This is a genomic window from Streptomyces sp. NPDC048370 (genome assembly GCF_043200825.1).
Lineage (GTDB): Bacteria > Actinomycetota > Actinomycetes > Streptomycetales > Streptomycetaceae > Streptomyces.
The window spans coordinates 92,742-106,677 of sequence record NZ_JBICYI010000020.1 but is presented as its reverse complement, the minus strand read 5'-3'; the positions used below and the strand labels follow the sequence as shown (position 1 = coordinate 106,677).

Annotated in this window: 10 protein-coding genes; 2 read left to right on the top strand and 8 right to left on the bottom strand. The window is 71.4% G+C overall.

Features of this window, described 5'->3' with window-relative positions; genetic code table 11:
* Positions 1-78: 78 nt before the first annotated feature.
* Complete coding sequence (locus ACGFYP_RS31865; protein WP_361968669.1) at positions 79-2,196, bottom strand: DNA topoisomerase IV subunit B; 2,118 nt, start codon at positions 2,194-2,196, stop codon at positions 79-81.
* Positions 2,197-2,629: 433 nt separating this feature from the next.
* On the opposite strand from ACGFYP_RS31865, the gene ACGFYP_RS31860 reads away from it, so the two are divergent.
* Complete coding sequence (locus tag ACGFYP_RS31860) at positions 2,630-2,860, top strand: hypothetical protein (RefSeq protein WP_137992866.1); 231 nt, start codon at positions 2,630-2,632, stop codon at positions 2,858-2,860.
* 101 nt (positions 2,861-2,961) lie between these two features.
* Here ACGFYP_RS31860 and ACGFYP_RS31855 read toward each other — a convergent pair whose 3' ends face one another.
* The 7 genes from ACGFYP_RS31855 to ACGFYP_RS31825 form a co-directional block, all read right to left on the bottom strand.
* Positions 2,962-3,780 carry a serine protease gene (locus tag ACGFYP_RS31855; RefSeq protein WP_393501038.1) on the bottom strand — a complete coding sequence of 273 codons (819 nt, stop codon included), beginning with the start codon at positions 3,778-3,780 and terminating at the stop codon, positions 2,962-2,964.
* 142 nt (positions 3,781-3,922) lie between these two features.
* Positions 3,923-5,470, bottom strand: coding sequence for an RNA polymerase sigma factor (locus ACGFYP_RS31850; RefSeq protein ID WP_361968673.1), 1,548 nt, complete (start codon positions 5,468-5,470; stop codon positions 3,923-3,925).
* 374 nt (positions 5,471-5,844) lie between these two features.
* Positions 5,845-6,732, bottom strand: a complete 888-nt coding sequence (locus ACGFYP_RS31845; RefSeq protein ID WP_393501034.1) for a FadR/GntR family transcriptional regulator — start codon at positions 6,730-6,732, stop codon at positions 5,845-5,847.
* Between the two features lie 160 nt (positions 6,733-6,892).
* Complete coding sequence (locus ACGFYP_RS31840) at positions 6,893-8,698, bottom strand: ATP-binding cassette domain-containing protein (protein ID WP_393501031.1); 1,806 nt, start codon at positions 8,696-8,698, stop codon at positions 6,893-6,895.
* A 128-nt stretch (positions 8,699-8,826) separates the two neighbouring features.
* A complete protein-coding gene (locus ACGFYP_RS31835; protein WP_361968679.1) occupies positions 8,827-9,591 on the bottom strand; it encodes an NUDIX domain-containing protein in 765 nt (254 codons plus the stop codon).
* 109 nt (positions 9,592-9,700) lie between these two features.
* On the bottom strand, positions 9,701-11,764 hold the full coding sequence (locus tag ACGFYP_RS31830) for a glycogen debranching N-terminal domain-containing protein (RefSeq protein ID WP_393501027.1): 2,064 nt from the start codon (positions 11,762-11,764) through the stop codon (positions 9,701-9,703).
* A 115-nt stretch (positions 11,765-11,879) separates the two neighbouring features.
* Positions 11,880-13,337, bottom strand: coding sequence for a DUF4192 domain-containing protein (locus ACGFYP_RS31825; RefSeq protein ID WP_393501025.1), 1,458 nt, complete (start codon positions 13,335-13,337; stop codon positions 11,880-11,882).
* 238 nt (positions 13,338-13,575) lie between these two features.
* On the opposite strand from ACGFYP_RS31825, the gene ACGFYP_RS31820 reads away from it, so the two are divergent.
* Positions 13,576-13,749, top strand: a complete 174-nt coding sequence (locus tag ACGFYP_RS31820; protein ID WP_393501022.1) for a CsbD family protein — start codon at positions 13,576-13,578, stop codon at positions 13,747-13,749.
* The last annotated feature ends 187 nt before the right edge of the window (positions 13,750-13,936 follow it).

The following is a 13,936-nucleotide window of genomic DNA, read 5'->3' as shown; positions in this document are numbered from 1 at the left end:
CGATGCTACGGAGGGGAGGCGCGGCTGTGATCGGCTCAGGGGTGGAGCTTTACGGCTCCACCCCTGGGTGGACGGCTCCTAGGCGTCGATCCGCGAGCGGTCGAGCGTCGCCGCGGAGCTGGTGATGAACTCCTTGCGGGGCGCCACGTCGTTGCCCATGAGCAGGTCGAAGACCTGCTCGGCGGAGTCCAGGTCGCCGATGTTGATCCGGCGCAGGGTCCGGTGGCGCGGGTCCATGGTGGTCTCCGCCAGCTGGTCGGCGTCCATCTCGCCGAGGCCCTTGTAGCGCTGGATGGCGTCCTTGTAGCGGACGCCCTTGCGCTGGTACTCGAGCAGGGTCTGGCGCAGCTCGTTGTCCGAGTACGTGTACACGTACTTGTCCTGGCCCTTCTTGGGCTGGACGAGCTCGATCCGGTGCAGCGGCGGTACGGCGGCGAAGACCCGGCCCGCTTCGACCATGGGGCGCATGTAGCGCTGGAAGAGGGTCAGCAGCAGGCAGCGGATGTGCGCGCCGTCGACGTCGGCGTCGACGAGGAGCACGATCTTGCCGTAGCGGGCCGCGTCGATGTCGAAGGTACGGCCCGAGCCGGCCCCTATGACCTGGATGATCGCCCCGCACTCGGCGTTCTTGAGCATGTCCGAGACGGAGGACTTCTGGACGTTGAGGATCTTGCCTCGGATCGGCAGCAGCGCCTGGAACTCGCTGTTCCGGGCGAGCTTGGCGGTGCCGAGCGCGGAGTCTCCCTCGACGATGAAGAGCTCGCTGCGCTCCACGTCGTCACTGCGGCAGTCGGCGAGCTTCGCGGGCAGGGAGGAGGACTCCAGCGCGGTCTTCCTGCGCTGCGCCTCCTTGTGCTGGCGGGCCGCGATACGGGTCCTGGCGGCGGCCACGGCCTTCTCCAGGACGGCCCGGGCCTGCGCCTTGGCGTCACGCTTGGTGGACGTCAGGAAGGCCTTCAGCTCCTTGGCGACCACGTTGGCGACGATCCGGCGGGCCGCAGAGGTGCCGAGCACCTCCTTGGTCTGCCCCTCGAACTGCGGCTCGGCGAGCCGGACGGTCACGACGGCGGTGAGCCCCTCCAGGGCGTCGTCCTTGACGATGTCGTCCTCGGCGACGCGCAGCATCTTCGCGGAGCGCAGGACCTCGTTGACCGTCTTCGTGATGGCCTGGTCGAAGCCGGAGACGTGGGTGCCGCCCTTGGGGGTGGCGATGATGTTCACGAACGACCTGACCGTGCTGTCGTAGCCGGTGCCCCAGCGCAGGGCGACGTCGACGCCCAGCTCACGGGTGACCTCGGTGGGCGTCATGTGCCCGCGGTCGTCGAGGACCGGGACGGTCTCCTTGAAGGTGCCCTGGCCGGTCAGCCGCAGGACGTCGCAGACGGCCTTGTCCTGGGCGAGGAATTCGCAGAACTCGCTGATGCCGCCGTCGAAGCGGAACGTCTCCTCGCTCTTGCCCACGCCCTCCAGGTCGCGTTCGTCGCGGACGACGATGGTCAGGCCGGGGACGAGGAAGGCGGTCTGCCGGGCGCGCTGGTGCAGGTGCTCCAGGGAGAGCTTGGCGTCCTTGAGGAAGATCTGGCGGTCCGCCCAGTAGCGCACGCGGGTGCCGGTGCGGGTCTTGGGGACGCGCTTGCCCTTCAGCAGGCCGTTGGACGGGTCGAAGGGGCTGTCGGGGCCCTGCTCGGTGAAGATGCCGGGGACGCCCCGGCGGAAGCTGATCGCGTGCGTGGCGCCGTTCCGGTCGACCTCGACGTCGAGCCGGGCCGAGAGCGCGTTCACCACGGACGCGCCGACGCCGTGCAGACCGCCGGAGGCGGCGTACGAGCCGCCGCCGAACTTTCCGCCGGCGTGCAGCTTGGTCATGACGACCTCGATGCCGGTGAGCCCGGTCTTGGGCTCGACGTCGACCGGGATGCCTCGGCCGTTGTCGCGCACCTCGACGGAGCCGTCGTCGTGGAGGATCACGTCGATGTGGTCGCAGTAGCCACCGAGAGCCTCGTCGACCGAGTTGTCGATGATCTCCCAGAGGCAGTGCATCAGGCCGCGGCTGTCGGTGGACCCGATGTACATACCGGGGCGCTTGCGGACCGCTTCGAGCCCTTCGAGTACGAGCAGGTGCCGCGCGGTGTAGTTGGAACCGTCACGGTCTGCGGTCAGCAGCGCACTGGACGGCACGGACGTTTCGGCGGTCACGCGGTTCGCTCCTCGCTGAATTTGAAAACTGGCCCGGTGGGGTAAGGCCCGGCGTCGGTCACCGGTCAGAGGGTACCGATGCCTGGTAGAGCCGTTGTCACGCCACCCTCCTGAATTCTCATGCTAGTGCAGAGTCGCATGGGTGTTCGATCCCTCGAAGGGGTGACGCGAACATCACGTTCCCTTCCAGGCATGAACCATTTAGGCTCCGGGCACGTCCTCATGAACAACCGGCAACCCAGCCGGGAGGACGAAACCGAGACAAGCAATGCGAAATCCGTAGAGCGACGCAATACGGCTCATTCGCCGCCAACCGGCAGCAGACAGCCACCTCGGGAAGAAGTTTCGAGGAAAAGCCACGAGCGGGAACGTTTTCGGCCTGGTTGGATGTTGACCCTGGTACGACAGCTCGTCGAGCTAGAGAAGAGGCGACGTGACTACTGTTCTGACCCCCGCGAGCCCCCTGACGGCCGCTGACCGCTGCGACCGCTGCGGCGCCCAGGCGTACCTGCGCGTCGTCCTGACCAGCGGTGGTGACTTGCTCTTCTGCGCCCATCACGGTCGCAAGTTCGAGCCGGAACTCAAGAAGATCGCCGCGGAAATACAGGATGAGACTGACCGGCTCACCGACGTGCCGGCCAAGGCAGTAGACGAGGACCGCTGACGCCTCGCATCCACGACGAGCCATGGGCCGGTCGCTGACCGGACGACGGGCGGCCACCCCCGCACCCAGGGGGGTGGCCGCCCGTTCTCGCGCCCGAAGGCTCAGAATTTCTCCGGCAGCACCGTCGAGACACGGGTGTAGACACCCGGGTTCTCGGGCTGTCCGCAGCCGCTGCCCCAGGACACCAGCCCGATGAGCCGACCCTCGGCCACCAGCGGCCCGCCACTGTCCCCCTGGCAGGCGTCCCTGCCCCCCTGCGGATCGCCCGCGCACAGCATCGTGGCGGCCCTGTACGCGGCTCCGAAGCCACCCGGGTAGGCCCGCTCGCACGCGGCGTCGGGCAGCACCTGGACGCGCGCCGAGCGCAGGCCGGAGGCGTAGGTCCCGTTTCCGGTGGTGTCCCCCCAGCCGTACACGTCCGCCGCCGTCCCCGGTTCCTCGGCCGCGTCCCCGCGGACGGCCGTCTTGATCACGTACGACTTCGGCAGCGGACTCGCCAGCGTCAGTACGGCGAGGTCGTTCGCGTTGGCCGTCGGGTCGTAGTCCGGACTGATCCACGTGTGGGAGACGCGGACCTCGTGTCCGTCCTGGCCGAGCAGGGCGCTCCGGCCCGCGATCACCTTGAAGTCGGGCAGCTCCCAGGCCTCGCCTCCCAGGACGTCCCTGCCCACGCAGTGGGCCGCGGTCAGGACCCGGGTGGGCGCCACGACGACTCCCCCGCAGAACTGGCCCGCCCGCGTACCCCCGAACCGGTCACGGCTGGAGAGCGCCACGGCCCACGGGGCCTCCGCGGCCGCCGCGGGCTGCCCGCCCACCACGACGCTGTCGGCGGCCGCGGGAGCGGTGGCGGCGAACGGGCCCGCCGCCGCCGAGATCAGGCCCAGGGCAGTGGTCACTGCTCGGGCGATGGGGCGACGCATAGAGCCTCCTGACTCTCCGGTGACATCTGTTCACCCAGCGTCGTCCAGGCCTTCCCGCCATGCACCCGCGCAATGCCGAAGGGCCCGGTCCCCTTTTCGGGGAACCGGGCCCTTCGGCTCGAACAAATCGCGGACTGGCGGACTAGTCGAGGTAGTCGCGCAGCACCTGCGAGCGGGACGGGTGGCGCAGCTTCGACATGGTCTTCGACTCGATCTGACGGATGCGCTCACGCGTCACGCCGTAGACCTTGCCGATCTCGTCCAGCGTCTTCGGCTGACCGTCGGTGAGACCGAAGCGCATGGAGACCACGCCGGCCTCACGCTCGGAGAGCGTGTCGAGGACGGAGTGCAGCTGCTCCTGGAGGAGCGTGAAGCTGACCGCGTCGGCCGGGACGACCGCCTCGGAGTCCTCGATCAGGTCGCCGAACTCGCTGTCGCCGTCCTCACCCAGCGGGGTGTGGAGGGAGATCGGCTCGCGACCGTACTTCTGGACCTCGATGACCTTCTCCGGGGTCATGTCGAGTTCCTTGGCCAGCTCCTCCGGGGTGGGCTCGCGGCCCAGGTCCTGGAGCATCTGGCGCTGGACGCGCGCGAGCTTGTTGATGACCTCGACCATGTGCACCGGGATACGGATGGTGCGGGCCTGGTCGGCCATGGCGCGGGTGATCGCCTGACGGATCCACCAGGTGGCGTACGTGGAGAACTTGTAGCCCTTGGTGTAGTCGAACTTCTCGACGGCACGGATCAGACCCAGGTTGCCCTCCTGGATCAGGTCCAGGAAGAGCATGCCGCGGCCGGTGTAGCGCTTGGCCAGAGAGACCACCAGGCGGAGGTTGGCCTCCAGGAGGTGGTTCTTGGCACGGCGGCCGTCCTCGGCGATGATCTCCAGCTCACGCTTGAGCTTGGGCGCCAGCTTGTCGGAGTTGGCCAGCTTGTCCTCGGCGAACAGACCGGCCTCGATGCGCTTGGCGAGCTCGACCTCCTGCTCGGCGTTGAGCAGCGGGACCTTGCCGATCTGCTTGAGGTAGTCCTTGACCGGGTCGGCGGTGGCACCGGCGACGGCGACCTGCTGCGCCGGAGCGTCGTCCTCGTCCTCGTCGGACAGGACGAAGCCCTTGTTCTCGCCCTCGGCCTCTTCGTCCTCGCCCTTGCCGGGCGCGACGTCGTCGAGGAGCTCCTCGCCCTCGACAGCCTCGTCGGCGTCTTTCTTGGCGGCGGTCTTCTTGGCCGTCGTCTTCTTGGCGACGGTCTTCTTCGCCACCGTCTTCTTGGCCGCGGTCTTCTTCGCGGCCGCCTTCTTCGCCGGCGCTCCGGCCTCGTCGGCCAGGTCCGCACTCTCTTCCGCCGGTGCCGCCGTGGCGGCCGCGACAGTCTTCGTCACGGTCGTCTTGGCGGTGACGGTCTTGGTGGCGGTGCGCTTGGCCGGGCTCTTCGCTGCGACGCTCTTGCGGGCGCGCTTCGGCGACTCCGCTGCACTGACCATCAGCGTCACACCCTCTTCCTCGAGGATCTGGTTGAGGCTGCGCAGAACATTCTTCCACTGGGTTGGCGGAATCTGGTCAGCCTCGAAGGCCCGACGCACGTCATCGCCGGCGATCTGCCCATCAGCCTTTCCCCGCTCGATGAGCGCCATCACAGACTCGGACTCGGCGATCTCCGGCGGGAGCGTACGGGATGTGCTGGCCGACACGAACAACCTCTCGGAACGATGGAAAACGGCTTCCGGCTCCGCCCGGGATCGGGCCGGAGCCGACGACCGTCGACGGGGAATGTGCCGACGGCGCGGGCTGGACCGGGGAACTGCACAGCGCCTGAGACGGCTGCTGTATTCCTTCCTCGGCTGTCACCTCTTAAGTCATCGCACGGCTTCGAGGAGTGTTACGCCCAATCCGCGTGGCCCGAGTCACACCCCATGTCCGACGAAACGGCCAGAACGGGCGTTCGTCGCACATTCGTGCCGCCGGAGCCCCCGCAGCCCCGGGGGCTCGTCATGTCCCCGGGTTCCGCACGGCTCCGGCGGCACGTGGCGCGTACGCCTCACGTGCCCCGGCCACGGCTCGCGGGTCAGTGCTCGCGCGGAGCGGGCACGACGCGCTCCACCTCGGGGTGGACCGTCAGCAGCTGCCGCATGGCCGCCTCGGCCCCCTGGGCGTCTCCCGTCCCGAGGCAGTCGACGATGCGCGCGTGGTGCGCCAGGCAGGGCTCGCCCGGACGGTCACAGCCGGTGACCGGGCCGCCGGAGACCTGGAGCGCGGCGCCCACGATGCCGGAGAGGTGCTCCAGCATGCGGTTCCCGGCGAGCTGGATGAGCAGGGAGTGGAACTCGGCGTCGGCCCGGGAGAACGTGATGCCGTCACCCTGGGCGTAGGCGTGGCCCATGATCTCGACCATGTCGGAGAGTCGCTGCTGGACGTCCTCGCGGCCGTGACCCGCGGCGAGGCGGGCGGCGAGGGGCTCGATCGTCCAGCGCAGCTCGTTCAGCTCGCGGCGCTGGTCGTCGCGCTGCGGCCCGAAGGCGCGCCACTCGATGATGTCGGGGTCCAGCAGGTTCCAGTCGCTGACCGGCCTGACCCGAGTGCCGACGTTGGGGCGGGCGCTGACCAGACCCTTGGCCTCCAGCACGCGCAGCGACTCGCGCACGACGGTGCGGGAGACCTCGAAGCGCTGACCGATCTCCTCCGGGACGAGCGGGCGGTCGGCGCCGAGGTCGCCGGAGACGATCATCTGACCCAGCTGCTGGACGAGCTGGCCGTGCAGTCCGCGGCCGCGGCTGCCGGCGCTGCGACGACCGACCCGGCCGAGGTCCGTCTCCACCCCCTCCCAGGAGGGGGGACCCACACGCTCGGCGACGGGCGCCTCCGCGTACGGGTATCGATCGAGATCGCCCGGGGCGCCGAGGCCGGAGTCGACGGGGCGGGCGGCGGTCATCATGGTGTGCGCAAGGGTACTCACGCATCCTTTGTCGGCGTTGCCCTCGTGACCCTTGAGGTCTTTGGTGAAAAGCACACGAAAGGGTGATCGGCACCCCCTACACAATTGACGATTATTCGGACATAGCCGGGCATTTTCAAGAGAGTTGCCAGGGAACCGGAAGCTTTCGATCCGGATTTGATCACCAACGCGCCTTGCGATGAAGGCCGGTGATCACATACGCACAGAGCAGTGCGGTCAACGCGAGCGCCAGCGCCACCCCCACGGGCTGGGCGACCACCCGCAGCACGCCCAGCAGCCAGCGGTCGGCCGCCACCGGCCACTCCATGCTGACGAATTCCCTCAGCCGACCGGGGAGTCCGGTGATCGACCTGCCCGCAGGGCCGAAGGTGACCTGGCGCAGCAGCGGAGCCACGACGACGGGCACCGCCAGCACGGCGGCCACTCCCGCCGCCGCCACCCGGAAGACCCCGGCCCCGAGCACCCCGGCCCAGGCACAGCCGACGATCAGGCCGAGCCAACTCGCGCACAGGGTCGGCCAGTTTTTCGGTACGGGAATCAACTCGCCGCCGTAGACGAGGCGCAGCGCCTCCAGGTCGGCCACGACGGCGAGCGCGGCGAGGACCAGGGCCACGGCGGCCGCCACGGCGAGCTTGGCGAGCAGCAGCCCCAGCCTGCGCGGAACGGCGCCCCGACCGGTCGTGAGGGCCGGGTAGCGGTACTCGTCGCCGAACGAGAAGGCGCCGAGCAGCCCCGCACCGAGGGCGGCGGGGGGCAGCGGCGAGAACACGGGCCAGCCGGCGAGGACCGTCGGCAGGGGCGTACGACCGCTGCGCGCGAGGAGCAGGGAGATCACCACGGAGGCGACCAGGACCCCCGCCACGACGAGCGGTGTCGCCGGGACGCCGAGCAGCCTGCGGATCTCGTACCTCAGCGGCCGCAACGGCGAACGGGCCGGCCGCCGCCGGGGCTCCGACCGCCCGGACTCGGGCTGCTTGGGCTGCCTGGGCTTCCGTTGCCCGGCCTCCGGCTGTCCGGGTTCCGGCTGTCCGGGTTCCGGCTGTCCGGGTGCCGGTGCGGCAGCGGCGGGCCGGTCGGGCTCGGCGCCGACGGGGGCGGTGTCGCCCACCTCGTCGGTCAGCCGGTGGATGAGGACGCCGTGGCGGAAGGCGGTCTCGCCGACGGCGGCGCAGTCACTGCCGTAGACGGACAGGCGGTTGCCCCGCTCGGTGATCACTTCGACGGTGCGCCGCGCGGCGCGCGCCTCCTGGGTGACGGCGGCGGCGAGCCGTGCGGCATGGGGTGTACGTACGGCCACACGCGGTCGGAGCCGCGTGTGCGCGAAGTCGGCGGCGGCCTGCGCCGCGACGAGTCGCCCATTGTCGAGGGTGACGATCCGGTCCGCGTTACGGGCCGCGTCCTTGGGGTCCTCGGTGGTGTAGAGGACGGTGCCGCCCTCGGTGGCGTGGGCGCGCAGCAGTTCGTGCAGCCAGGCGCGCTCGCGCGCGGAGAGGCCTGCCCCGGGCTCGTCGAGCAGCAGCGCGTGCGGATCGCCCAACAGGGCCGATGCGAGGCCGAGTCGACGGTCCATGCCCCGGGACAGCCGGCCGATGCGCTGGTCGTGCAGGCCGGCGAGCCCCACGAACTCCAGCATCTCGTCGGCCCTGGACGCGGGGACCCCCGCTGCGGCGCTCAGCATCCGCAACTGGCTGCGCAGGGTCCGCGAGGGGTGCCCGGGAACGTCGCCGAACAGCACCCCCACCTCGCCGGCGGGGTGGGCGATGCGCTGGAGGGGGCGGCCACGGAAGTAGGTGACGCCTCGGCCTGGCTCGAGTTCGAGCATCAGCCGCAGGGCGGTGGTCTTCCCGGATCCGCCGGGGCCGAGAAGGGCGGTGACCTGGCCCGGCCGTGCGTCGAAGGTGAGATCGTCCACGGCGGGCGGGAGGTCGCGGCGGGGGCTGCTGGTGAGTCCGATGGCCTGGAGCATCGCTTCTCTCGCGGTAGGTGAGACCGCTCCGCGGCAGGGCGGCTATCGAAGCAAGATAACGCTACATTTCGGACTTTTGGCGCAGGGTTGGAGTCACGGGTCGCCCCGGAACCACCGGAACCAAGCGATCAGACCTCGGGACGGAGCATCGGCGGATTGAGCAGCGTCGCCCCGCCCGCCCGGAACAACTGTGCGGGACGCCCGCCCTGACGGGTCGTGGTGCCGCCCGCCGGCACCAGGAAGCCGGGTGTGCCCGTCACCTTCCGGTGGAAGTTGCGCGGGTCGAGCGCGACACCCCACACGGCCTCGTACACCCTGCGGAGCTCGCCGACCGTGAACTCCGGCGGACAGAAGGCCGTTGCCAGCGAGGAGTACTCGATCTTCGAGCGGGCCCGCTCGACACCGTCGCCGAGGATCCTCGCGTGGTCGAAGGCGAGCGGCTCGGCCTGCCCGTCGTCGACAGATCCGTCCTTGCCGAGCAGCTCCTCCACCGGGGCCCAGCGGGCGCTGTTCGCGTCGCCTCCCGCGCGCGGTGCGGGCAGATCGGGCGAGAGCGCCAGGTGAGCGACGCTGACCACCCGCATCCGGGGGTCGCGCTCGGGGTCGCCGTAGGTGGCCAGCTGCTCCAGGTGGGCGCCGTTGCTCGGCACGGGCGCCGGGGCACCCGGGTCGTGGACGCAGAGACCGGTCTCCTCCACCAGTTCCCGCGCGGCGGCCGCACTGAGGTCCTCGTCGGCCCGGACGAACCCGCCGGGCAGTGCCCACCTGCCCTGGAACGGCGGCTCTCCCCGTCGTACCACCAGGGTGCACAGCGCGTGGCGGCGCACGGTGAGCACGACCAGATCGACGGTGACGGCAAAGGGCGGAAAGGCCGACGGGTCGTAGGGAGGCATGCCGTGATCATAGTCGTCTTCCTGACGATAAACACGCCCCTCTCGTGCATCGAACTCGACTTCTTCTCGCTGTCCGGGGACTTCGCGGCCTTGGTCGGGCGCCATCCGGTCAGACCCCCAGCTGGAGTCCGGCGGCGGCCTCCTCGACCATCCCGAGGCCCAGTCGGCTCACCCGCGCGGCGAAGGCCTCTCCGGCGACCCGGGCCCCCGACAGCCGTACGGCTCCGAGGGGAGCCGACCGGACGGGCTGCAGGGCGACGGTCCCTCCCGGGGCGTCCGGCCGGATCCCCACGAGGGCCGTCACGAGGTGGACCGCACCGGCCGCGGCCACCGCCGCCGGCCGGCAGGCCGTCGGATGGGGAACGGGGATCGCCCCGGCCGTCCGCAGTCCGCCGCCGTACATCTCGGGCAGCCGATAGCTGAACGCCTCGGCTGCGTCCACCGTCCCTTTCAGCAAGGACCCCGCCTCCTTCTCGTACCCCGCCGCGGCGAGACCGGCGACGGCCACCGCCGTCTCGTGGACCCGCACCGCACCGGCCCGGTGCCCGAAGGGGTTGTGTCCGGGCTCCTTGGCACCGAGGCTCCGCAACCCCCAGCCGGAGTCCAGTGCGGGCGTGCCCAGCAGACGGGCCAGCTGTTCGGTGGAGGCCTTGTCCAGCAGGCCGGGTGCGTACCGACCGCCGCCCAGGAGCCCGGTGTCGAGGAGGTGTGCCGCCCAGCCGCCCAGCTGTGTCCAGGGTCGGCCGCCAGGGGCCAGGGCCGCGGCGGGTCTGCCGCCGGACCGGTCGTCGAGCCAGAACACCGCCCCGAACCGCTCGCGCAGGGCACGTGCCCAGTCGCGCCATTCCTCTCCCCCGGGCCTGCCGCAGCCGTCGAGGAGGTCGGCACCGAGCAGGGCCGCGCGGTGGGCGTGGGCCTGGGTCTCCGCCCGCCACGGCCCGGCGGGCCCCGGGTCCGGGACGAACCCCTGCGGGTCGGATGCGACGCGAAGCCACTGGAGGCACCGCTCCGCCGTGGGAAGGAGCTCCGCGAGGTCCTGCTCCGGGAGTCCCCACCGCCTCGCCTCGGCCAGGACCGTGGGGAAGGCGAGGGTGGCCTCGATGCCCGTGCAGCGAGGAGGGAGGAAGGGGCCGGCGTCTCTGAGAGGGCCGGGGATACGCCCGCTTGCCGGTCCCGGCCCGTCGAGCTGGGTGCGGGCCAGGGCTCGGAGCGTCGTGACGGCGAGCCGGGTGCCGAGCGGGAGGGCCATCCGCGCCGCCCAGAGCGCCTCGGCGCCGGCAGGTCCGCAGCGCCAGGGCACCCCGCCGGCGAGGTGGACGTCAGCCGGGTGTTCCGGGTCGCGTTGGAGGAGGGCCCGCAGGTCGTCGACGGCCACCCGCAGGAGCTCGCCGATCCGGGGATCGTCCCCCTCGGCACGGGCTTCCGCGAAGACGGCCCCGCCGGGTCGGGCCGTACCGGCGCCCGTACCGGGGCCCACGGCTGCAGAGGTTCGGGGGGTGCGGTCCCCGCGCACCCTGAGTTCGATGGTCCGGGAGGCCCCGGGGGCCAGTTCGAACTCCCAGCGAAGGAGTCCGGCCGCGGCCAGCGCGTCCGTCGGCGGCGGGTCGGCGCTGACGGCGGAGTACCGTCCGTCCCCCGCTGTCCAGCGCATGCCCGTGCCGTGGACGCTCGCGGCGATTTCGGGGCCGGCCCGCCCCGCCGCCACGGCACCCAGGTCCGCGAGATCCGTGCCCAGAGCGATTTCCACCGGGAGCCGGAGGGGCCTGCCGACGGAGCTGCGCAGGGTGATCCGCTCCGTTCCGTCCGCGTCGCGTGAGCGCTCGACGGAGAGACCCGGGTCCGGTCCGATGTCTCCGGCCGTACGGACGGCCGAGAGGAAGACCGCGCGGTCCGCCGAGGCCTGGCGGCCTTGCAGGGCGAGGGGCTCGCGACCGGCCACCCGCAGCACGGAGCGGGCGAGGAGGCGGCGTCCGGAAGCGTAGACCCCTTCGAGGCCGTGTCCGGTGAGCTGGCCGTGATCGGGAGAGACGGCGAGGGCGGGCAGGGCCACGCAGAGGAGCGCGTGGTGCACCGAGGGCGGTTCCCCGGGTCGCGCGGAGGCAGGAGGCGTAAGACCGCCGGCGGGTGCCTGTCCGGCCGGGAGTCCGGGAGCGGGGGCGGGACGGGAGGCCATGGGTGGTGTGCGGTGCTCTCTGTGCGATCCGGGCTGCCGGTGTGGGGTCGGCGGCACGGGTCGTCGGGCTCCGCCACAGACGTGAACGCCGCTGTGGGCAGCCTGGTCACGGGCGTCATCGCCCGCTCCTCGTCCCGCGCCGCCCGCCGCGCGGCGCGCCCTGCCGGGTCGCGGCAGCCCGCGATCGCTGGGGTGAGCCCTTGCCGGGACGGGTCCCGGCGGACGGCACCCCCTTCCTCGCCCCCTTCCGTGCGGCCTTCACCGACTTCAGCGACTTCACCGATTTCGCCGACGCGGTCGCCGGTGGGGCCGGGCGGAGCGCGGCGGCGCGCGTCTCCAGGGCCGCCGCCCTCGACCCCCGTTCCTGCCGCAGGCAGCTCCGCAGGGATTCGGGGTCGAGTCCCTCGTTGCAGGCCTGGTGCAGCAACCGGGCGAAGACGTATTCGGGGTCGGCGTCGAGGGCGAGCCCCAGGGCGACGCGGGCGGCCGGTTCGTCGCCGGTGGACCAGGCCACCCAGCCGGCGAGCGTGAGCGGAGCCGCCGCGTGCTCGCCGAACGGTGCGACGCAGCGCCGGGCCAGCACACGCCACAGCCGCAGGGCGGCGGCGCCCTCGGGGCCCTCCATCCATTCGGCGGCCTGGTCCCGTGTCTCCCGGTCCTGAAGCCCGAGGATCAGGGCGGCGGCCTCGTCGGTGTCGATGATCGCGTCGTCGGCCGCGTCCTGCTCGGCCGTTCCGGTGCCCCGCACGCCGGTCGCGACGGGTGTCCACGCCGTGGCATCGGCGCCGGTCCCAGCACCACCGGCCCCGGCTGCGGCTTCGGCGGACGGGGCGTCGAAGCGCCGGAGGATCTCGCGGGCGAGCCTGAGCGTCGCCTCCCTGACCTCGGCCCGGCCTTCGCCCGGCGCGCCGTCGAAGACCTTGGGAACGATCACGGCCGAGGCCTCGTTCAGCGCCTTGCGCTGCCGTTCGTCCTCGGGCGACGGCGACGCACGGGGCGTGAGCCGGGCCTCCATGTCCCGCAGGGATCCCCGGACCTGGATTCCGGCGTAGGCGGCCGAGGCCGCCATGACCGACGTGCCGGTCAGCGCGAGGGGCGTGCCGTCGGACGGGCAGCAGCGGGTGTCGGGGCAGCAGTAGGAGAAGTACAGGCCGTCGGAGATGCAGAGCGCTTCGTACACGGGAATGTCGAGCGCGCCGCAGGCGACGCGCAGACGCTGGGCGAAGGGGCGCAACCGCTCCATCACATGACGGCCCGTCTCACCGGGTTCCGGGTCCTGGCAGAGGAAGACGACGATTCCGTCCGGTCGCGTCCCGCGCCGGGTGCAGCCGTCGACGAGGCAGTCGGCGAGGTGTTCGGCCGTCGAGGGCCATTCGCTCGCCGAACGCGGGATGCCGAGCCTGACCCGGCCGCCGAACCGGCCGTGCTCACCGTGGAGCGCGACGAGGACGACGGAATCGTTCGGATGGAAGCCGAGCATGAACGGGAGGGCGTCGGCCAGTTCGGCGGGGCCGCGCAGCGTGATCTGCTGGTTTTCGGTCGTTCCACGGAATTCGTGCGGGTTCGTGTTCATGGTCACGACGGTCTCGCGGCGACCGCCAACTCCGAAACCCCTGTGGATAACTCGCCCGGACGGCCCCGCCGGGTTTTCCACAGCCCCGGGTCGGCTCGCTCGCGCGATGTCCGAAGCGTCGGGTTGCATGGGGGATGACCAGGCCCTGGGCCCCCGCCTCTCCCGAGCGACGTTTACGGAACTCCTGAACGGCTACCCGCGACAAAGCAAGCCATAGCGCACGAGAGGAGTTGTCACCGTGTCGGGTGAGGAGAAGATGCGAGCCAAGAAGGAACAGGCCAAGGGCAAGGCCCAGGAAGCCGCCGGCCGGACCGTCGGGAACGAGCGCCTCACGGCGAAAGGCCGCGCCGAGCAGGCCAAGGGAGACGCACGTCAGGCCAAGGAGAAGATAAAGGACACGATGAAGGACTGACACCAGCCCATCCATCGGGGCGCTTTCGGAACCGGGCATCGTCCGGCCTCCGGACGCGCCCTCGGTCGATCTCGATCGACGGGCCGTCGCACTCGACGGCCCGTCATAGGTCGCACTCGACGGCCCGTCATAGTCCGTGTGTCAGCGCCGCGTCCGAGTGCCGACGCCGCATAGTCCCGTACAGCCC

Coding starts and splice junctions, on each gene's coding strand:
- ACGFYP_RS31835 (WP_361968679.1), bottom strand. CDS start 9,591: ATGCCTCCCTACGACCCGTCGGCCTTTCCGCCCTTTGCCGTCACCGTC.
- ACGFYP_RS31840 (WP_393501031.1), bottom strand. CDS start 8,698: ATGCTCCAGGCCATCGGACTCACCAGCAGCCCCCGCCGCGACCTCCCG.
- ACGFYP_RS31855 (WP_393501038.1), bottom strand. CDS start 3,780: ATGCGTCGCCCCATCGCCCGAGCAGTGACCACTGCCCTGGGCCTGATC.
- ACGFYP_RS31830 (WP_393501027.1), bottom strand. CDS start 11,764: ATGGCCTCCCGTCCCGCCCCCGCTCCCGGACTCCCGGCCGGACAGGCA.
- ACGFYP_RS31825 (WP_393501025.1), bottom strand. CDS start 13,337: ATGAACACGAACCCGCACGAATTCCGTGGAACGACCGAAAACCAGCAG.